Origin of the sequence: Kaistia sp. MMO-174 (genome assembly GCF_037147815.1) — a bacterium.
GTDB lineage: Bacteria > Pseudomonadota > Alphaproteobacteria > Rhizobiales > Kaistiaceae > Kaistia > Kaistia nematophila.
Genome location: NZ_JBBCUO010000005.1, coordinates 473,442 through 491,719 on the forward strand (window position 1 = coordinate 473,442; position 18,278 = coordinate 491,719).

Here is an 18,278-nt window from a genome sequence, read left to right on the forward strand (position 1 = left end):
GTATGGCCCGGACGCATCAGCGTGCCGGGCTTTCGTTTGTCTGGGGTATGGCCAAGCGCTTGACGACCCTCCGTCCCTTGATCCGCATCCCCAAGCCGATCTTGGGCCGTCCGCCCGGCGATGAGCGGGCGCGGGACAGAGAGCGGCGCGGATCGCAGCCATGGCGAGGCTGGTACAACACAGCCCCATGGCGCCGCCTGCGCATGGATGTATTCACCCGCGACCTGTTCACCTGCCAGATGCCAGGTTGCGGGCGCATCGAAGGCGACACGTCGAAGCTCGCCTGCGATCACATCACGCCGCATCGCGGCGACCCCAGGCTGTTCTGGGATCCATCGAACCTGCAGACCCTCTGCAAGCCTTGCCACGACCGTGACAAGCAACGCCTCGAGGCGACCGCCGACCGCGCGTGGTCCTGACCGAAGGGGTGGGGGGGGTCGAAAGTCTAGAACGGGCTCCCGTCGCGGACCCGCGTCCCCCTCACTCATACGATTTTTTTCTCATGGCCCAGGATTTAGACCTGTTCGGCAACCCGCTGGTGGTCGCTGACCCTAAGCTGGGTCGGCCTCCGCATGAGCCGACGGAAGAAAACATCATATTTATCATGGTGTTGCTGGCGGCCGGCTACACCAACAAGCAGGTCGCGGCGACGCTCGGGCTCACTGTCCCGACGTTGCGCAAACATTATTTGCACCTGCTGAAGCAGAAGGACCTGATGCTCGACCGGATGCGGACCAAGCTTCGGGTCAGCCAGATCAAGCAGGGGCTGGGCGGCAACGCCACGGCGTTGAACGCTGCCCTGGCAACGCTCGACAAGATCCAGGCGGAGAACGCCGAGAAGAAGGTGGCCAAGCGATCTTCCGATGCGGTCGAGCGGCCAAAGCGGTTGGGCAAGAAGGAGGAACGGCAGATCGCGGCCGAGAACGTTGGCGGCAAGTATGCCCCGCCTGCGGCTCCCAAGCTCGTCGTCGACAACCGATGATCGAGTGGAACACGGCCTGCCAGGATTGGGAGGCCCGGATCGTCGAGCGGCGGTCGCTGATCCCGTTCGGCCCGCTGTTTCCAGCAGAGGCCGAGGCAGCGCTCGCGGTCTTCAAGTCGCTTCGCATCGTCGACCTGCCCGGCCAGCCGACATTCGGCGAGGCGGCCGACGAATGGGTCTTCGACTTCGTCCGGGCAATCTTTGGCGCCTATGACGCCCATGCCGCCCGCCGGCTGATCGCCGACTTCTTCCTCCTGATCGCGAAGAAGAACGGCAAGTCGACGATCGCCGCGGCGATCATGCTGACGGCGCTGATCCGAAACTGGCGACATTCGGCGCTTCTGCTGATCCTGGCGCCGACACTGGAAATCGCGAACAACAGCTTCATTCCGGCCCGCGACATGGTGATGGCGGATGCCGAGCTGATGGATCTCCTGCACATCCAGGAGAACCTCCGCCAGATCACGCACCGGATCACCAAGGCGGTGTTGAAGGTCATCGCTGCCGACACCGACACGGTGGGCGGCTCCAAAGCAGCCTTCGTCTTCATTGACGAGCTGTGGATCTTCGGCAAGCGCGCCGGTGCCGACGCGATGCTGCGCGAGGCGACTGGTGGCCTCGTGTCCAGACCCGAGGGGTTCGTCATCTACGCCTCGACCCATGCCGATGTTCCGCCGGCAGGCGTCTTCAAGGCGAAGCTCGATTATTTCCGCGACGTTCGCGACGGGAAGATCGAGGATCGGAAGTCTCTCGGAGTTCTCTACGAGTTTCCGCCGAGCCTGCTGGAGAGCGAGGCCTATCTCGACCCGGCGTACTTCTACATCACGAACCCGAATATCAATCGTTCGGTCGGCGCCGAGTGGTTGCTCGACAAGCTGGCGGAGGCGCAGCGCGGCGACAAGGCAGCTCTCGTCGTCTTCCTGGCGAAGCATCTCAATGTCGAGATCAGCACCGGCCTCAGGGTCAATCGCTGGCCTGGCGCCGAGCACTGGCAGAACGCGGCCGACGCCGAGCTTTCCGAGCTGCCCCATTTCGAGGCCTTCGAAAGGCTGATGGACCGTTGCGAGGTCGTCGTTGTCGGCGTCGACGGTGGTGGCCTTGACGACCTCTTCGGCTTCTGCGCGCTGGGTCGCGAACCGGCAGAGATCGAGATCCGCGTCCAGATCAATGGCGTCTGGACGGTGCGCCGCATGAAACGTTGGCTCTCCTGGTCACATGCCTGGTGCCATCGTGGCGTGCTGGACCGGCGCAAGTCGATCGCATCGAAGCTGCTCGATTTCGAGACCGCGGGCGAGCTCACGATCGTGGATGACGCGCTCGAAGACGTCGGCGCGATCATCGAATTGATCGACCAGATCAAGACGCGGGGCCTGCTCGGCGGCGTCGCGGCGGATCCGGCCGGGCTGGGCGAGTTTGTCGATGCTCTTGCCGAGATCGATGTCACCGAGGAAAGCGGCTTGCTGGTCGGTGCCCCGCAGGGCTTTGGAATGATGAACGCGATCAAGACCTGTGAGCGGCGCGTGTCGAGCGGGCTCCTGCGTCATGCCGGCGGTCTGATGATGCCCTGGTGTGTCAGCAACCTGAAGATCGAGCCGACGGCTACCGGCATCCGGGCAACCAAGGCCAATGCCGGCGACGCCAAGATCGACCCGGCCATGGCGCTGTTCGACGGCGCCACGCTGATGAGCCGAAACCCGGAAGCGGCCGGTCGCTCTGTCTATGAGACCCGCGGCATTCGAATGGTCTGAAGGAGTGGCGATGGGCCTCATGAACATCTTTCGCCGCTCGGCTCCGCCTGAGGCGGTAGTGACCGCCGGAGCGCGTCCCTTCGCCCAGGGCGAATCCTATCTGTCGTTCGACGACCCGCGCCTGATTGAGTTCATGCGCTTCGGCGATGTCTCGGCAACCGGCATCACGGTGAATGTCGAGCGCGCGCTGAAGAACACCGCGATGTTCCGGGCGGTCAGTCTGATTGGCTATTCGATCGGCATGCTGCCGCTGCAGCTGATCGACGAAGCGACCAAGGAGAAGGCGACAACGCATCCGCTGTATCGGGTGCTCCATCGCCGGCCGAACGCCTGGCAGTCGGCGTTCGACTTCCGAACGCTGATGCAGCTGCGTGCCCTGGTGAAGGGGAACGGCTACGCCCTCGTCGTCCGGTCGGTCGATGTCCGCACCGGAAAGAAGAAGGTCGCCCAGCTGGTGCCGCTGGATCCCGATCGAGTTCAACCGAAGCAGCTGGACGACTGGTCGGTCGTCTATGACTACCAGCCGAAGACGGGCGGCACGCGGCGCTATCTGCAGAGCGACATCCTGCATATTCGCGGGCTTTCGCTTGATGGCCTGACGGGTCTGTCGGTTGTGAAGCAGGCTGCCGAGGCCATCGCACTGGCATTGGCGGCCGAGCTGGCGGCCGGCCGCTTGTACAAGAACGGCACCTTCGTCGGCGGCGGCTTTACCCATCCGGGGAAGCTGTCGGAGGAAGCCTTCAAGAGGCTGCAAGACAGCATCTCGGAGAAGGAAGGCGCGGAGAACGCCGGTAAAAGCCTCATCCTAGAGGAGGGGATGAAGTACGAGACCTATGCTTCGTCGGCTCGCGACGCCCAGCTTGCCGACATCCGCAAGATGCAGGTCGAGGAGATCGGGCGCGCAACCGGGGTGCCACGCCCGCTTCTGATGCTGGATGACACCTCATGGGGCACCGGCATTGAGGCGCTCGGGCGGTTCTTCGTTCAGTTCGCCCTCGGGCCATGGTTCGAGGCGTGGCAGCAGGCTTGCGAACGCATCCTGCTGCCTGAGGAGGAAGAGGATCTCTTCTCAATCAAATTCAATCCGGCCGCGTTGCTGCGCGGGTCGATGAAGGACCAGGCCGACTATTTCGCGAAGGCTCTCGGCTCTGGCGGGGCGCCGGGCTGGATGAAAGCGAATGAGGTCCGCGACACGCTCGACATGCCGCGCGACGAGGGCGGCGACGTTCTCAATCCGGGCTCGAGCATGGCCGGCCACAACGGCGGACCGCCCTTGGAAGACGACGAACAGCCACCGGCGAAGCGACCCACACGCAAGGATGCGAAAGATGACGACGAAGATGCATAGCTGTCGCGTCATGGCGAAGGCTCGGCCCGGCGCGATGCCGCTGCCTGTTCGCCAGGACGTGCATGCTTTCACCAAGCCGCAGGTCTTCGACCAGTGGGCAGCCGACGCCGCCGGCGTTCGCGCCCTCGAGCGCGGCGACAACGTCATCACGATGTTTGACGTCGTCGGCGAGGACTATTGGTCCGGCGGCGGCATCACGGCGAAGAAGGTCGCGGCGCAGTTGCGGGCGATCGGCGACCAGCCGGTTGAGCTCCAGATCAATTCGCCCGGCGGCGACATGTTCGAGGGGATCGCGATCTACAACGTCCTGCGGGAGCACCCGCAGGAAGTGACCGTCAAGGTGATGGGCATGGCGGCTTCCGCAGCCTCGATCATCGCGATGGCTGGCGACCGTATTGAGATCGGCGCCGCATCCTTCCTCATGATCCATAATTGTTGGGTCATGGCCGTCGGCAACCGGCACGATATGGCCGAGACGTCGGAGTGGCTCGCCCCCTTCGATCAGGCCATGGTCGATCTATACGCGGCGCGATCCGGCCAGAAGCCGGCCGATATCGCGAAGTGGATGGATGCCGAGACCTATATGTCGGGATCTCAGGCGATCGAACGCGGCTTTGCCGAGGCGCTCCTTTCCGCCGACCAGATGACCGTCGACGGCGACGCGCAGGCGAGCGACCGCAACGTCAACGAATTGCGGGCAATGGAGCTTCAGCTCTGCTGCTCGGGCATGTCGCGCACCGACGCTCGGGCGCGCATCAACAAGATCAAGGGCACGCCTGGCGCTGCCATTGAGAACGCCACGCCGGGCGCTGGCGACGACTGGACGGGCCTTTCGGCCCTTCTCTCTGCTTTCCGTAGCTGACCCTTCCTCTCAAGGAGACTCCCATGCGAACCCTCGCTATCGCGGCGCTCTTCGCCGCTGCGGCGATCGCGTGCGTCTATGCGCTGACGCCCGATGCCGCCCATGCCGCCACCATCATCCACTCGCTCACTGCACCGGCCATTGCCGGCGCGATCATCCCCGCCAGCGCACTGCGGCCGGCGCTCAAGGTATCGACCTCGCTCAAGCCGCCGCGCGCCGTGACCGGTTTCGGCCTGCGGGCCGATACGAGCGACCCGAAGAAGCTGCTCGCCGAGCTGCACAAGGCCTTCGAGGAGTTCAAGACCGAGAACGACAAGGCCCTGAATGCCAAGGTCTCGGACACGGTCCTGAACGAGAAGATCGGCCGTATCGATGCCGCCGTCGCCAGTTTCCAGACGGCGATCGACGATCTCAATGCCAAGCTTGCGGCGCAGGGCGCCGGAGGTGGCGTCATCGGCGATATCCAGCCGGATCCCGAGTATCTGGCCGCATTCAAGGCCCATATGCGCAAGGGTACGGTCGAGGCGTCGATGACCAAGGGCGCTGACGCCGATGGAGGCTACCTGGCGCCGGTCGAATGGGATCGGTCGATCACCGGCAAGCTCAAGCAGGTGTCGCCCATCCGCGCCAATGCCCGCGTGATTTCGATCACCACGGCCGGCTTCAAGAAGCTGTTCACCGACCGCGCCGTCGGTTCCGGCTGGGTCGGCGAGACCGCCGCGCGGCCCGAAACCAGCACGCCGGGCTTCGGCTCGCTGGACTTCACGCCGGGCGAGATCTACGCCAATCCTGCGATCTCGCAGCAGCTGCTCGATGACGCCGCGATCGACCTCGAGCAGTGGCTGGCCGATGAGGTCGACACCGAGTTCGCGCGCCAGGAGGGGATCGCCTTCCTGTCCGGCAACGGCACGAACAAGCCCTACGGCATCCTGACTTACGTCACCGGTGCCGCGAATGCTGCGCGGCATCCCTGGGGAGCGATCAAGGTCGTCAACAGCGGCGCCGCGGCGGCGCTCACCTCCGACGGCTTCATCGATCTCTTCTACGATCTGCCGAGCGAATACCGGGCGAACGCCAAGCTCTATACGGCGCGCGGCTCGCAGCAGGGGATGCGCAAGCTGAAGGATGGCCAGGGCAACTATCTCTGGCAGCCCTCCTTCGCGGCGGGACAGCCGGCCACCCTGGCAGGAGAGGCGATCGTCGAGATTCCCGACATGCCTGCCGTCGCCGCCGGCGCAATCGCCGCGCTCTATGGCGACATGGGCTCGAGCTATCTGGTCGTCGACCGGGTCGGCATTCGTGTGCTCCGCGACCCCTACACGAATAAGCCCTACGTCCACTTCTACACGACGAAGCGCGTCGGCGGCGGGCTCTTCAACCCCGAACCGATGCGGGCTCTGAAGGTCGCCGCGAACACCTGACGCCCTCCTCGCACAGACAGGCGGACCATGCGGCCCGCCTGCACCACCCTCACGAACAGGAGGCCAACATGGCTGACGAGCAGACCGAGAAGAAGGCCGGCCAGTCGAAGGGCAAGGCCAAGCCCAAGCGCCCGCAGGACCAGATCGACCTCAATGACCCGACCATTCCGGGCGCTGAAGCGGTCGCACGAAACCTTCAGGACGGCAACGCCGCAACCTGACGCCAGCAAGGCCTCGGCGGCCGGGGGATAGTCATGATCAATGCTGTTGTCGTGCAGCTCGGGCCGCTTTTCACGCTGGCCGAAGTGAAGGAGCATCTTCGTGTCGACAGCGACGACGAGGATGCGGTGATCGAGGGATACATGGACGCCGCGGTCATGGCCCTGTTGGCCCACTGCAACGCGGCGTTCGTTCCTCCTGGCAAGGAAGCAATCTTCAAGGTCGCCGGACTGCAGACCGTTGCCTTCATGTACGAGCCGGAGGGCCGTGAAGGGCGTGGCGAGGGCCTGCCGCCGTCGGCCCAGCGTTTGATCAATCCCTTCCGCAATCTGCGCGTCTGATGCGTGTCCGGTTCCTCAAGGATTTCGATTGGTCACCGGTGGAGCTCAAGGGCCGGGTCACGATCGCCTACAAGGCCGGCAAGGAGCTTCGTGTCACGCGCGCCTGCGCCGCTGCGGCGATCGCGGTCGGTGCGGCGAAGGCTTTGAACAAGGAGGAGCGTGATGAGCGCCGGTGAACTCCGCGAGCGCGTCGCCTTCGATCGGCGGGATGCTGTTGATGACGGATATGGCAACACGGTCGCCGGTGACTGGCGCGAGCAGTTTGTCGTCTGGGCGCGGATCCAGCCCCTTAAGGGTGGCGAGGGTGTGCAAGCCGCTCGCCTGGCAGGCAGCCAGCCAGTCGTCATCCGAGTGCGGCTTTCGTCCAGCACGCGCGAAATCCGCGTCGACTGGCGCGCGCGCGATGTGCGCAACGGTATGCCCTTCAACATCACATCGATGGCCAACATGGATGAGAAGGGCGCTTACCTCGATGTCCTAGCGACCAGTGGGGTCGCGATCGGCTAATGCCCAGCAACAGCATTCTGGGCCTGGCCAAACTTGAGCGGAAGCTTTCGCGCATGCCGCTCGCAGCGACGGCAGCGATCCGGACCGCGATGGAGTCTGTGGCGGATGAGATTGTTCGGTTAGCCCGATCGCTGGCGCCTGTCGATGACGGAGATCTGAGGGCGAGCATTGGTTGGACATGGGGCGCGCCGCCGCGCGGATCGCTGACACTCGGCAAAGTCGCCCGTTCAAGTCTAGGCAGGGGGCTCACCATCACGGTCTATGCCGGCAACTCGGAGGCGTTCTGGGCACGTTGGGTTGAATTTGGCACCGCCCCCCATGAGGTCGGCGGCAAGTTCGCCGGTGCAGAGCACCCAGGTACCAGAGCGCAGCCGTTCTTCTTCCCCGCCTATCGAGCCAGCCGAAAGAGCGCCAAACGCAAGATCGGGACGGCGGTTCGAAAGGCTGCCAAGCAGGTTGCGAAATTGTGAGCGACGCAAGTCTCGAACTGCAGGCCGCCGTCGTCGCGGCCCTCAAGTCATCGCCCGATGTCGCGGCTATCGTCAGCTCGCGCATCTTCGATCAAGTGCCATCCAACGCCACCTTCCCATACATTTCGCTTGGTCCCGACCAGGTGTTGAGCGATGGCGCCGAGTGCGTCGATGGTCTCGAGATCTCGCTTCAGATCGACGTCTGGTCACGTGCAGTCGGCTTTCCAGAGACGAAGAGGATCGCCGGCGCCGTGCGCGCCGCCCTTCATCTGGTCGATCTCGACCTGCCTACGGCCGCGCTTCTTTCGCTGGAGCACCGGCAAACCCGCACACTTCGGGACCGGGACGGCATTACCTCCCATGCGGTGATCGAATTCACCGCTCTCGTCGAGCTGCCCTAGAGCCATCACAGGAGAAACCTCATGGCCCAGCCCACTACCGCGAAGTTCGGCAAGTTCATCGTCAAGCTCGGCGATGGCGCGGATCCGGAAGTATTCGCTGCCCCGTGCGGCTTCACGTCGAAGTCGCTGCAGCTGACAAAAACGCTGTCGGAGGTCTCTATTCCTGATTGCAACGAGCCGGATGCGCCGATCGTGATCGGCCGGGATGTGCAGAGTACGAGCGCATCCATCTCCGGTGAGGGTGTGCTGGCCGCCGAGGCCGTCGAGGCATGGATGGACGCCTACAAGAGTACGGACTCCGTCAGCGTCCAGCTCGAGATCACCTTCTCCAGCGGCGTGCTGAAGTTCGTCGGGAAGATGCACGTTGCGAGCATCTCGCTCGGTGCCGAGCAGGGCGGCAGAGTGACCATTTCGGTCGAGATGCAGAGCGACGGCGCTCTGGTCCAGACGAGCACGATCGCCTAATGGCGCGCGATGGGGCGATCATCCTTGATTGGGCCGACGGAACCTATTCGTTTCGTCTCGGCTGGGGTGAGTTGGCGCAGCTCCAGGAGGCCTGTGATGCGGGGCCATATGTCATCCTGGACCGCCTGAACAGCGGTGCCTGGAAGGTCGGCGAGATTGCGGCCACCATCCGCCTCGGCCTCATTGGCGGCGGACGCGAGCCGGTGGCGGCGCTGAAGTTGGTTCGGGCCTATGTCGAGGCTCGGCCGCCTGCCGAAAACCTTATGGTGGCGCAGGCCGTTCTCGGCGCCGGTATCTACGGGGCGCCTGACGAGGATGCGACGGCAAAAAAAGAAGCGGCAGCGAGTCAGCCAGGCTCGACGATCTCCCCAATGGGAAGATCCGATTCGCTGCCCTCTACGGAGCCGGCGCTGTGATGGGTATGTCGCCGGCGGAGGTCAGCCGCCTCTCCGTTTGGCAGTTCCTGGCAGCGATCGATGGCTACGCCGAAGCCCACAATCCCGAGGGTGAGACGGGGCTGTCGGAAGCAGAGAAGGATGATCTCTGGGCGATGGTCTCCGCCAGCTAGCTGGGGACCGTCTCTCGGCCCACTATCACCAGCACCAAGCCGATCAAGGTGGCAGTGGCGAGGGCTGTTAGATAGGGCGCGTTGAGTGCCGCTGGAGAGAGTGAGCCGCCGTCGACCCCTTGTTCCCGAAGCGCCTCGTGAAAACGAAGGCTTCGCTCTGCAGCATTCAAAACACCCGCATAGTGCCAAACGACCAATGGTGTCGGCAACACGAACAGCGCCGCCCCTATCCATCCCAACGCAGTGAATCGATATCGAAATCGCATGATTTGGCCTCCCCGCCACATCATCCTGAGAGGCACGCATTTTGGCAACTGATCTCGAAAAGCTGGTTGTCCAGCTCTCGGCCGACATCAAGGGCTATGAGCGCGCCATGCAGCGTGCCGCCGGGATCATGAACCAGCAGGCACGGGCTATCGAGAACCGCGCCCGCCAGATGAACAAAAACCTCGACGGCCTGATGAAACAGGCGACGCAGAATCTTCTCACGCCTCTGTCGGCCATCGGTGCAGCGCTTGGTGCGCGAGAGCTCGCCCAGATGACGAATGTCTGGACCGACCTAACGTCGCGCGTGAACAGGGCAGCGGGGTCGATGTCGGCCGGCGCCGACGTCATGGTCCGCCTCGGAGAGATCGCCCGGCGGACGTTCTCCAGTCTCGAAATGACGGCCGAGAGCTATCTCGCCAATGCAACGGCGCTTCGTGAGCTCGGCTACGATACGCAGCAGCAGCTCGACTACACCGAGGCATTGAACAATGCGCTCGTCATCAGCGCGGCCAAGGGAGACCGTGCTGCCGCGATCCAGAATGCGCTCGCCAAGGCAATGGCGGGCGGGACACTCGCCGGCGACGATCTCAATACCGTGATTCAGCAGGGTGGCCGCGTGGCGGAGGCACTCGCCGCCGGTCTCGGCGTCGGTGTCAATCAGCTGCGCGCACTGGGCTCGGAAGGCAAGCTGACATCCTCGACCGTCTTCAGGGCGCTGACGTCGCAGATGGCAACCCTGAGAAAGGAGGCCGAGGCCATGCCGGCCACCATCGCCGATGGCCTGCAGCTCCTCCGCAACGCCCTTCTCGAATATGTGGGGGGTGGTGACCAGGCCGTGGGCATCTCGGCCAAGATCGCCGAAGCACTCGTCGTTATGGCTGATAACTTCGAGGCGACCGCCGACGTCGCTCTGCAGCTCGCCTCCGTCTTGGCGGGTGCGTTACTGGGGCGTTCGATCGCGGGGATGATCTCCAAGCTCAGCCTCGGTGCGGCCGCGCTCGTCAAATTCACAGCCGCGCTTCGGGCCGCTTCTTCGGCCGCCAGAGTGGGGTTGGCGATGTCAGGGCTGACGGCCGCAGCGGGGCCGATCGGGATGATCCTCGGCGGAACGGTAGTGGCCGCTTTGGGGCTCTACGCCTCGTCTTCAATGGCGGCGGAGGAAAGAACTGCCCGCTTTCAGGCGACGCTGAAGGAGCTGGGGCTTACGGCGCCTGAGGCTGCCGATGGTCTCGACCAGATCGCGGCGGCGCAAGACGGGCTGGCAAAGCGGATGGCCAGTCTTGAAGCGAAGATGTCGGATGCCAAGGGGGAGTTGGCGGACTTCTCCGCGGCACTGAAGGATGCGCTCGTGCCTTTCGAGGCGATGGGAAGCAACCCTTTCAACCTTCAGACAGGTGATGCTGCGCGCAACATCGTCGATCTGGTCGAGAAATTTCAACGGGGGGAGACGTCCGCCGATGACCTTAAGGCGGCACTTGATGGGGTCTCGCGCGCTCAACCGTCGTTCGCTTCTGCCATTGCGAATATCATCGAGTATGCCAGCAAGATCGATCTCGCGACGGCATCGCTCGAGCGCCTTAAGGGTGCCCAGGGCCAAGCCCAGGCCGGTCCCTCCTTCCGGGCAGCCGAGACTCAGTCCATGGCCGCCTATGAGGCGATGCGAGCCACCAACAAGGCTTTCACCGACGCAGCCGAGCGCCGCAATAGCCTGACGAAGGATCAGCTCGCGCTCGAAACCGAGATTGCCAACGTCCGGAAAGACGCAGATGCGGCCGGTGCGGTCCTTACCGAGGGGCAGATCAAAGCGCTGGCCCAGGCCAATCTGGTGTCAGACGCACGGCGCAGTGCCGAGGGCAAAAAGCCGTCTTCAAGGGTCGATGAGTTCGAGCGGGAAGTCGCCCAGATGCGTGCGCGCACTATGGCACTTGCCGAGGAGACTGCCGCACAGGCGGGCCTCAATCCACTGGTCGACGACTACGGCCTGACCATCGAGCGGCTCCGTGCCGCCCAGGACCTTCTCGCTGCCGCGCAGCAGTCGGGTGTCGCCGCGGGCAAGGAACTGGCTGACGTCCAGCAGCTCCTCTCCGGCAACTTCGACGGGCTGTCTCCGAGAGCTCGCGAGCAGGCGGAGGCCATGCTGGCTCTGGCAAATGAATATGCCGGTGCGTCGGTCGAGGCTGAGAAGCTTGCTCAGGCGCAGGATCAGGCACGGCGTAGCGCTGAAGAGATGCGCGATCTGGGCCGTGATGTATTCGGAGGGCTCATCTCCGATCTTCGGGAAGGAAAATCTGCCACCGAGGCGTTGGCCGGTGCCCTTGAAAAGGTTGCGAACAAGCTGATCGACATTGGTTTGAATGACCTGTTTGGCGGTGGCGGTGGGAGCGGCTTCGGCGCGATAGGCAAGCTGCTTGGTTTCTCGTCCGGCGGCTACACTGGCGGAAGCAGCCGTAGTGACGTGCGCGGTGTCGTGCACGGCAGGGAGTTCGTCGTTAACGCCGAGGCCACGGCGCGCCATCGTGGCCTTCTGGAGGCGATCAATGCTGGAGCCGGCGCGGGGGCAATGCTGGCCCCCTCCATTCCGAAACTGGCGCCGGTCGCGGCTGATGTCGCCCCTGTAGTGCGCCTCGGCGATACTCACATTGATGCTCGCGGTTCGCAGATGAGCGAGGCAGAGTTTGCCGCGATCCTGAAGCAGAACAATCAGCGGCTCATCGCCTCACTGCCGGACACCATCAAGAAGCTGCAGCGGGACCGGGTCCTTCGATGACGATCACCTATCCGATTGACCTTCTGGCCGACTGGCCGGGATGGGCGACGCTCGACCTGTCGTATGGCGATGAGACCTCAGGCCAGGCCGGCGGGCAGATCCGCGTCAAGTCGCGGCGGGCGCCGCTCTGGACGATGCAGGCGACGACGCGTGACCTTGAGCCAAACGAGCTGCGCCGTTGGAAGGCGCGGCTTGCCGCTCTCGAGAACGGGCAGAAGACGTTCTGGGGCTATGACTCGGCGTCCTTCTATCCGGCAGCCTATCCGCATGGCAGTTGGCCGACGGGCGGAGCGTTCAACGGGGAGGCGGCGGCCATCTCGGCGCTGCCCTCGACGATCGCCCTTCGGCTGAAAGCGCTGCCGGCTAGTTTCAAGATTACGACCGGCGACCACATCGCCTTCAGCTACGGCTCGGGCCCCCTCTATGCCCTGCACCAGGTGATGGAAGATGTCGTGGCCGACGGCTTGGGCGTTACGCCGGCCTTCGAAGTGCGGCCTCCCATCCGGCAAGGCGCCGCCATCAACAACGTCGTCAAGGTGAAGCGTCCCGCCTGCCTGATGATGATCGTTCCCGGATCGGTTTCGACGCCCGCCAATCTCAATGCGCGCGGCCCGATCTCCTTCAACGCAATTCAGGTGATCGGCTGATGCTTGCTCTCGACCCGGCTGAGCTCGTCGCGATTGCCGCGCGGGCGGTTGTCGCGCGCGACTTCGTCATCTTCACCGTCAAAGATCGGATCACCGGCGCCACGCAGGATGCGTGCTTCTGGTCGGATGGCGGCCCTTTCACCTGCCAGATCAAGAATGGTCGGACTGGCCTGATCGAGACGAAGAGTTTCGTCGGTGGCGCGCTTAATTCGGTTGGTGACATCGCGCTGACCTCGGACATCTCTGTGCGGACGGTCGAGGTCGAGCTTTCCGGCATCGACGAGGCCGTAAATGCCGCCATCCGATCCTATGACGCCCGCAACGCGCCGATTGCGATCTATCGGGGCTATCTGAACCCGGACACGCTCGAGCCAGTCGCGCCAGCCAAGGCTTGCTTCATCGGCTTCATCGACGAAGCGCCGATCGAGACACCGGCCGAGGGCGGCGCGGCGACCATCAAGCTCTCCTGCGCGTCGCATACGCGCGAGCTGACGCGGGCGAACCCTGACGTGCGCAGCCATGAGAGCCAGATCCTCCGCAAGGCGGATGACGACTTCTATCACGACACCAGCGTGGTGGGGGATTGGGAAATCTTCTGGGGCAAGAAGCAAGGGAAGGCCGGCTGATGGCGCTGCAACGGATTCCTGCCTGGCGGGTAGCCCTGCACGAGGCGATCGAGGCGCAGCGCCGCCTGCCGTTCGCATGGGGCGAGCATGACTGCGCGCTGTTCGCGTCGGACTGCATCCGCGCCATGACCGGGCTCGATCTCGCGATGGGGTTCCGTGGCACCTATCGCTCGGCCGGCGGCGCCCATCGCGCCCTGAAGCGGGCCGGCTACGCGGACCTGGTGTCGCTGGCCGCCCATTTCTTCGACGAGGTCCATCCGATGATGGCCGGGGCCGGCGACATCGCGGCCTTTGACACGCCGGAGGGATGGGCGCTCGGCGTCGTCGCCGGCGAGCGTGTCGCCGTCCTGGGGCCGGATGGCCTCGCCACGCTCGATCGATCGTCGGCGGCCAAGGCTTTCAGGATCGGCTGATGCGGCACCTCTTTCGTGTTGCCTCTGCCGCGACGCAGCTGCTGCTGTGCTCGACGGCGCTTTGCCATGCTGCGCCGATCATCGCGGCCGTCGGCGCCTTCGCCGGCTGGCTCGGCGGTGGTGGTGTCCTCGCCGGCATCGTCGGCGGTGTCCTCAAGGCAGGGGTCGGGCTCGGCCTGAGCTATCTCTTCGCCAAGAAGAAGGAGGCGGGCAGCGGCGTCGGTGGCACCTCCGGCAAGCTGCAGTTCGGCGGCGCCGTGCCGCGCAGCTTCATTGTGGGCCGGGCCGCGACGGGGGGCTCGCTCGCCTATGACGGCACCTGGGGCGAAGTCGACGGTACGCCCAACGCCTATATGCACTATGTGATCGCGCTCTCGGACCTGCCGGTAAAGGGGCTGGCCGAGGTCTGGGTCAACGGGTCGAAGGTGACCTGGGACCCGGCGACGCCTTCGGGCGTGCAGCGGGCGATCCCGGAATACAACAATGACGGCGATCGGCTCTGGATCCGCTTCTATGACGGCAACCAGACGGCGGCCGACGCCCAGATGGTGGCCCGCTTCTCCGGATCGAGCCGCCCCTACAGGACGACGAGGGTCGGCACGGGCGTCGCCTATGCCGTGGTGATTGCGCGCGTCAGCGACAAGCTCTTTTCCGGCTTTCCGCAGTTCAAGTTCGTGGTCGACGGCGTGTCACTCTATGACGTCCGCAAGGATAGCGCCATGGGCGGCTCTGGCACGCAGGTCTGGGGCGACGTGGCGACCTATAGCCAGGCCTCGAGAAACGCGATCCTGCAGGCTTACAACGTCGTCCGTGGCATCACCTACAAGGGCAAGTATTTCTTCGGCGGCCAGACCGTCACCGGCTCGCAGTTGCCCATCTCTTCCTGGGCGGCTGGCATGAACGAGTGCGATCTGGCTGTTGCCGTCGTCGGCGCGGGGACGGAGCCTCAGTATCAGAGTGGCGGCGAGATCTCACTCGACACCGAGCCGGCGGATGTCATCGCCGAGCTGCTGAAATGCTGCAATGGTCGCCTCGCCGAGATCGGCGGCATCTACAAGCCGCATGCCGGTGCGCCGGGCCTCGCCGTCTATTCGTTCACGGACGACGATGTTCTTTCCACGGACCCGCAGACCTTCGAGCCGTTCCCGTCGCTGGCCGACGTGGTCAACGGCGCTACCGGAAAATACACCGAGCCCAGCGAGGGCTGGAACATCAAGGATGCGCCGCCGATCTATTCGACCCTGTTCGAGCAGCAGGATGATGGTCGGCGCCAGGTTGCGGACGTCTCCTATGGCTTCGTGACGTCCGGAACGCAGGTGCAGCGGCTCATGGCGTCGGCCTTGGCCGAGGCGCGGCGGTTCCGCCAGCACGCCTTGCCGATGCCGCCGGAGGCGGTCGTGGTCGAGCCCGGGGACTATGTTTCCTGGACCTCGGCGCGCAATGGCTATGTAAGCAAGCTGTTCCGGGTCGACGCGGTGCAGAAGCTCGCGAACCTCAATGTCGGCTGGAACCTGACGGAAGTAGATCCGAGCGACTACAGCCCGATCGATCTCCGCCCGGTCATCACCGCACCGACCGAGGTGGTGCGCCCGTCGGCGCAGCCGATCATCGACTGGAACGTAGTGCCGATCACGATCCGCGGCGACGGCGACAATGCGCGCGCCGGCATTCGCATGTCGTGGGATCCGAGCCTTGACGATGTCGATGGCGTGCAGTTCGAGGTTCGCCTCGAGGTCGACCAGACGTTGGTGCTGCAAGGCGAGACGGACCGTGTCGACGCCGGCGCAATCGAGATATCGCAGTCGATCCTCGGCCGGACCCGCTATGAGGTTAGAGGACGCTACCGTCCGGCCTCGCCGCGCGATACGGCCTGGTCGAGCTGGCGGGCGGTGCTGACCCCCGACATCGCTGAGGGCATCACGGCGCAGCAGGCCTATGAGCTTTCGCTTATCACCAATGACGCTCGCGGCTCGATGCAAGAGCTGCGCAACGAGCTCGAGGAGGCGATGGAGGGGATCGCCGCGACGCAGATCCAGGATGCTGGCCAAGGCTATGCCCAGCGCGCCCAGATCCGGCAGACGGTGAAAGCGGTGTCGCAGTCCTTGTCGGCGGCGGTGATCAAGCTGACGCAGGCGATCGTCGACGGCGACACCGCGCTCGCGGAGGACGTCACGGCGCTCGAGGTCAAGGCCAACCAGGCGACCGCCGGCGGCTTCGTCAAGTTCGAGGCGATGGCGGCGCCGGCCGGCACCGAGGCGCGCTTCCAGGTATTCCTCTACAGCGAGACGGGGGCGGCCTGGAAGGATGCCGGCTTCATGCTGGAGATCGTCGGCGGCGTTGCGCGCTGTGTGTTCAAGGTCGACCAGTTCGTCATCGGCGATGCAACCACCGGGATCATTCCGTTCTCGATTGTCGATGGCAAGATCATCGCCAGGCATCTCACGCTGCAGTCGTCATCCGACGTAGTGCGCCTCGATCTCGATGGCGACAGCCTCATCTTCTCGGAGCCCTGATGGTCGAGATTCCCCGCCTGTTCGCCGGGCAGCTTTCGCCAGGCGACTATCGCGCGCGCATCAGCAAACCGACCCATGACGCATCGGATCCAAACCTCGCCCGCGAGTTCCTGGACTTCGATACGGCCTGGCCGTTCGCCGGCAACATTCATGCGGTCGCGAGCCGCAGGATCATCGGGATCAATGCGAGCCAAAGCCCTGGCCCGGATAATTCGAGCCCGCTGCAGATCTTCTTCCCGGAACTCCCCTATGTGCCGTGCGTGAAGATCTTTCTGTCCAGCCCGAGCGGCGCCACCATCTACTGGCGCGAGGACATCGGCTCGCTGGCGCCCGGCGCGGGATCGCTCACCTATGAGGCCTATAAGGACCGGGTGGTGATCTACTCGCAGTCGGGACAGTTTCGCTTCGACCGCTATCTCTGTGCCGTCGTCTTCAAGATTCCGGCGCGCGACCTCGACATCGTCGGCAACGATCCACATCCACTGCCGCGCATGATGATGGGCAAGCGCGGCAGCGAGTATGGTCTTTACGTCTCGCGGCCGGGCTTCAACGTCGAGACCTGCTCGAAGGCCCAGATGGTCTTCAGTTCCGATGACGATTTCTCGGTCATCAACAAGACCTTTGCGCCGGCCTCGAGCCGGAAGGGCGCGGCGGACAGTCCCACGGACAACGTCTACACCGACATCGACTTCACCTACGAGTGGAAGGGCTACTACCCGATCATCTTTTTTTTCGGGACCTTCAACGGCGCGCAGAATGACCAGATCTACACCCTGCCGTCCGACAAGGAAGTGAACACGTACGGCGCTGCCTATCCGATGTCGGGCTACGTCAATACCACCTCGCCAGGGGTGGCGCAGGCCAGGATCCGACGCTGGGGCAATGCTGTCTGGGGCAACGTCTCGATCATCGTGATCGACAGGCCTGTTCCCACGGATTGAGGCCATGCCAACCACCCGTGGCTATATCGGCCTGCGTGCCGGCCAGTTCGTCTTCCAGTTTTCCAAGCCCGGCTATGACGTTCTGACGGCGCCGGCGGCAGGGCTGGTGTTCGACTCGACCGCCAAGCGACTTCGGCCGCTCCTATCGGGCATCACTGCCGCCCTCCCGACGGGCAACACGAACATCTCGCTGCCAAAGACCTTCACCGGCCTGCCGCTGATCCTCGTCGACATGTTCTACGGCGCCAGCGGCGTGCGCGGGCCGGGGCGGGGCTTCGAGGTCACCTATCGCCGGGCCAGCAACTATTTCACGATCAACAACAGCACGGCGGGCGCGGTGTTTTCCTACAATGTCTTCGACAATGAGATGACCTGATGCGGCTGTTCTATCACGATGGCGATGGCCGGCTCACCGGCCAGCTTTCCGGGGCGTTCACGCCCGAGGAACTGGCGGGTCTGCGGCAGCGTGAGCTGTTCGTCGAAGCGCCCGACGACGCATCCTTCGGGGCGAGCTACGTGCTCGACGGCAAGCTCGTCGCGCGGCCGGTGGCGCCGATCACCATCAACCGCACCGAGATCCCGGCCGACAGTCGCAGCAAGGTCAAGATCGCCGGGCTGCCGGACCCTTGCGTCGTGCTCGTCGACGGCGAGCCGGTGACGGTCGAGGGTGGCCTGCTCGAGCTGACGGCGGACATGCCGGCCACCTATTCGATCGTCTTCGACCAGTTCCCCTATCTGCCCTGGTCGGCCGAGATCACGGCCACCTAGCCGG

23 protein-coding genes are annotated in these 18,278 nt (G+C 64.4%); all 23 read left to right on the plus strand.

Annotation, left to right across the window (positions count from 1 at the left end):
• Positions 1-77 precede the first annotated feature (77 nt).
• The 23 genes from WFK98_RS20145 (at position 78) to WFK98_RS20255 (ending at position 18,274) form a co-directional block, all read left to right on the plus strand.
• Positions 78-419, plus strand: coding sequence for an HNH endonuclease (locus tag WFK98_RS20145; RefSeq protein ID WP_336801465.1), 342 nt, complete (start codon positions 78-80; stop codon positions 417-419).
• 83 nt (positions 420-502) lie between these two features.
• Positions 503-982 carry a hypothetical protein gene (locus WFK98_RS20150; RefSeq protein WP_336801466.1) on the plus strand — a complete coding sequence of 160 codons (480 nt, stop codon included), beginning with the start codon at positions 503-505 and terminating at the stop codon, positions 980-982.
• Positions 979-2,730: a terminase large subunit gene (locus WFK98_RS20155; RefSeq protein WP_336801467.1), complete on the plus strand. Its 1,752-nt coding sequence runs from the start codon at positions 979-981 to the stop codon at positions 2,728-2,730. The genes WFK98_RS20150 and WFK98_RS20155 overlap by 4 nt, the downstream gene beginning before the upstream one ends.
• 10 nt (positions 2,731-2,740) lie before the next feature.
• Positions 2,741-4,078, plus strand: a complete 1,338-nt coding sequence (locus WFK98_RS20160) for a phage portal protein (RefSeq protein WP_336801468.1) — start codon at positions 2,741-2,743, stop codon at positions 4,076-4,078.
• Positions 4,059-4,940 carry a head maturation protease, ClpP-related gene (locus WFK98_RS20165; RefSeq protein ID WP_336801469.1) on the plus strand — a complete coding sequence of 294 codons (882 nt, stop codon included), beginning with the start codon at positions 4,059-4,061 and terminating at the stop codon, positions 4,938-4,940. Before WFK98_RS20160 ends, WFK98_RS20165 begins: the two co-directional genes overlap by 20 nt.
• Before the next feature lie 23 nt (positions 4,941-4,963).
• On the plus strand, positions 4,964-6,361 hold the full coding sequence (locus WFK98_RS20170; RefSeq protein WP_336801470.1) for a phage major capsid protein: 1,398 nt from the start codon (positions 4,964-4,966) through the stop codon (positions 6,359-6,361).
• Positions 6,362-6,429: 68 nt separating this feature from the next.
• The gene (locus tag WFK98_RS20175; protein WP_336801471.1) at positions 6,430-6,582 is read left to right on the plus strand and encodes a hypothetical protein; all 153 of its coding nucleotides are present in this window, start codon (positions 6,430-6,432) and stop codon (positions 6,580-6,582) included.
• A 33-nt stretch (positions 6,583-6,615) separates the two neighbouring features.
• The gene (locus WFK98_RS20180; protein WP_336801472.1) at positions 6,616-6,921 is read left to right on the plus strand and encodes a head-tail connector protein; all 306 of its coding nucleotides are present in this window, start codon (positions 6,616-6,618) and stop codon (positions 6,919-6,921) included.
• Entirely contained in the window at positions 6,921-7,097 is a 177-nt protein-coding gene (locus WFK98_RS20185; protein ID WP_336801473.1) for a hypothetical protein, read from the plus strand. The genes WFK98_RS20180 and WFK98_RS20185 overlap by 1 nt, the downstream gene beginning before the upstream one ends.
• Positions 7,084-7,428: a phage head closure protein gene (locus WFK98_RS20190; RefSeq protein WP_336801474.1), complete on the plus strand. Its 345-nt coding sequence runs from the start codon at positions 7,084-7,086 to the stop codon at positions 7,426-7,428. The genes WFK98_RS20185 and WFK98_RS20190 overlap by 14 nt, the downstream gene beginning before the upstream one ends.
• On the plus strand, positions 7,428-7,898 hold the full coding sequence (locus WFK98_RS20195) for an HK97-gp10 family putative phage morphogenesis protein (RefSeq protein WP_336801475.1): 471 nt from the start codon (positions 7,428-7,430) through the stop codon (positions 7,896-7,898). The genes WFK98_RS20190 and WFK98_RS20195 overlap by 1 nt, the downstream gene beginning before the upstream one ends.
• On the plus strand, positions 7,895-8,299 hold the full coding sequence (locus tag WFK98_RS20200) for a DUF3168 domain-containing protein (RefSeq protein WP_336801476.1): 405 nt from the start codon (positions 7,895-7,897) through the stop codon (positions 8,297-8,299). The genes WFK98_RS20195 and WFK98_RS20200 overlap by 4 nt, the downstream gene beginning before the upstream one ends.
• 21 nt (positions 8,300-8,320) lie before the next feature.
• Positions 8,321-8,764, plus strand: a complete 444-nt coding sequence (locus WFK98_RS20205) for a phage tail tube protein (protein ID WP_336801477.1) — start codon at positions 8,321-8,323, stop codon at positions 8,762-8,764.
• A complete protein-coding gene (locus tag WFK98_RS20210) occupies positions 8,764-9,180 on the plus strand; it encodes a gene transfer agent family protein (protein ID WP_336801478.1) in 417 nt (138 codons plus the stop codon). The genes WFK98_RS20205 and WFK98_RS20210 overlap by 1 nt, the downstream gene beginning before the upstream one ends.
• Positions 9,180-9,332, plus strand: a complete 153-nt coding sequence (locus WFK98_RS20215) for a hypothetical protein (protein ID WP_336801479.1) — start codon at positions 9,180-9,182, stop codon at positions 9,330-9,332. The genes WFK98_RS20210 and WFK98_RS20215 overlap by 1 nt, the downstream gene beginning before the upstream one ends.
• 307 nt (positions 9,333-9,639) lie before the next feature.
• Complete coding sequence (locus WFK98_RS20220; protein WP_336801480.1) at positions 9,640-12,366, plus strand: tape measure protein; 2,727 nt, start codon at positions 9,640-9,642, stop codon at positions 12,364-12,366.
• On the plus strand, positions 12,363-13,013 hold the full coding sequence (locus tag WFK98_RS20225; protein WP_336801481.1) for a hypothetical protein: 651 nt from the start codon (positions 12,363-12,365) through the stop codon (positions 13,011-13,013). Before WFK98_RS20220 ends, WFK98_RS20225 begins: the two co-directional genes overlap by 4 nt.
• Positions 13,013-13,639 carry a hypothetical protein gene (locus tag WFK98_RS20230; protein WP_336801482.1) on the plus strand — a complete coding sequence of 209 codons (627 nt, stop codon included), beginning with the start codon at positions 13,013-13,015 and terminating at the stop codon, positions 13,637-13,639. The genes WFK98_RS20225 and WFK98_RS20230 overlap by 1 nt, the downstream gene beginning before the upstream one ends.
• Positions 13,639-14,052 (plus strand): DUF6950 family protein, encoded by a 414-nt coding sequence (locus WFK98_RS20235; protein WP_336801483.1) that lies wholly within the window; start codon positions 13,639-13,641, stop codon positions 14,050-14,052. Before WFK98_RS20230 ends, WFK98_RS20235 begins: the two co-directional genes overlap by 1 nt.
• Entirely contained in the window at positions 14,052-16,565 is a 2,514-nt protein-coding gene (locus tag WFK98_RS20240) for a phage tail protein (RefSeq protein ID WP_336801484.1), read from the plus strand. Before WFK98_RS20235 ends, WFK98_RS20240 begins: the two co-directional genes overlap by 1 nt.
• On the plus strand, positions 16,565-17,506 hold the full coding sequence (locus tag WFK98_RS20245) for a hypothetical protein (RefSeq protein WP_336801485.1): 942 nt from the start codon (positions 16,565-16,567) through the stop codon (positions 17,504-17,506). Before WFK98_RS20240 ends, WFK98_RS20245 begins: the two co-directional genes overlap by 1 nt.
• 4 nt (positions 17,507-17,510) lie before the next feature.
• Positions 17,511-17,882, plus strand: a complete 372-nt coding sequence (locus WFK98_RS20250; protein ID WP_336801486.1) for a hypothetical protein — start codon at positions 17,511-17,513, stop codon at positions 17,880-17,882.
• Entirely contained in the window at positions 17,882-18,274 is a 393-nt protein-coding gene (locus tag WFK98_RS20255; protein ID WP_336801487.1) for a hypothetical protein, read from the plus strand. Before WFK98_RS20250 ends, WFK98_RS20255 begins: the two co-directional genes overlap by 1 nt.
• The last annotated feature ends 4 nt before the right edge of the window (positions 18,275-18,278 follow it).

Bases quoted from the DNA above. Each gene is read 5' to 3' on its own strand.
- WFK98_RS20150 (WP_336801466.1), top strand. From the start codon at position 503: ATGGCCCAGGATTTAGACCTGTTCGGCAACCCGCTGGTGGTCGCTGAC.
- WFK98_RS20155 (WP_336801467.1), top strand. From the start codon at position 979: ATGATCGAGTGGAACACGGCCTGCCAGGATTGGGAGGCCCGGATCGTC.
- WFK98_RS20160 (WP_336801468.1), top strand. From the start codon at position 2,741: ATGGGCCTCATGAACATCTTTCGCCGCTCGGCTCCGCCTGAGGCGGTA.
- WFK98_RS20165 (WP_336801469.1), top strand. From the start codon at position 4,059: ATGACGACGAAGATGCATAGCTGTCGCGTCATGGCGAAGGCTCGGCCC.
- WFK98_RS20170 (WP_336801470.1), top strand. From the start codon at position 4,964: ATGCGAACCCTCGCTATCGCGGCGCTCTTCGCCGCTGCGGCGATCGCG.
- WFK98_RS20175 (WP_336801471.1), top strand. From the start codon at position 6,430: ATGGCTGACGAGCAGACCGAGAAGAAGGCCGGCCAGTCGAAGGGCAAG.
- WFK98_RS20180 (WP_336801472.1), top strand. From the start codon at position 6,616: ATGATCAATGCTGTTGTCGTGCAGCTCGGGCCGCTTTTCACGCTGGCC.
- WFK98_RS20185 (WP_336801473.1), top strand. From the start codon at position 6,921: ATGCGTGTCCGGTTCCTCAAGGATTTCGATTGGTCACCGGTGGAGCTC.
- WFK98_RS20190 (WP_336801474.1), top strand. From the start codon at position 7,084: ATGAGCGCCGGTGAACTCCGCGAGCGCGTCGCCTTCGATCGGCGGGAT.
- WFK98_RS20195 (WP_336801475.1), top strand. From the start codon at position 7,428: ATGCCCAGCAACAGCATTCTGGGCCTGGCCAAACTTGAGCGGAAGCTT.
- WFK98_RS20205 (WP_336801477.1), top strand. From the start codon at position 8,321: ATGGCCCAGCCCACTACCGCGAAGTTCGGCAAGTTCATCGTCAAGCTC.
- WFK98_RS20210 (WP_336801478.1), top strand. From the start codon at position 8,764: ATGGCGCGCGATGGGGCGATCATCCTTGATTGGGCCGACGGAACCTAT.
- WFK98_RS20215 (WP_336801479.1), top strand. From the start codon at position 9,180: ATGGGTATGTCGCCGGCGGAGGTCAGCCGCCTCTCCGTTTGGCAGTTC.
- WFK98_RS20225 (WP_336801481.1), top strand. From the start codon at position 12,363: ATGACGATCACCTATCCGATTGACCTTCTGGCCGACTGGCCGGGATGG.
- WFK98_RS20230 (WP_336801482.1), top strand. From the start codon at position 13,013: ATGCTTGCTCTCGACCCGGCTGAGCTCGTCGCGATTGCCGCGCGGGCG.
- WFK98_RS20235 (WP_336801483.1), top strand. From the start codon at position 13,639: ATGGCGCTGCAACGGATTCCTGCCTGGCGGGTAGCCCTGCACGAGGCG.
- WFK98_RS20240 (WP_336801484.1), top strand. From the start codon at position 14,052: ATGCGGCACCTCTTTCGTGTTGCCTCTGCCGCGACGCAGCTGCTGCTG.
- WFK98_RS20245 (WP_336801485.1), top strand. From the start codon at position 16,565: ATGGTCGAGATTCCCCGCCTGTTCGCCGGGCAGCTTTCGCCAGGCGAC.
- WFK98_RS20250 (WP_336801486.1), top strand. From the start codon at position 17,511: ATGCCAACCACCCGTGGCTATATCGGCCTGCGTGCCGGCCAGTTCGTC.
- WFK98_RS20255 (WP_336801487.1), top strand. From the start codon at position 17,882: ATGCGGCTGTTCTATCACGATGGCGATGGCCGGCTCACCGGCCAGCTT.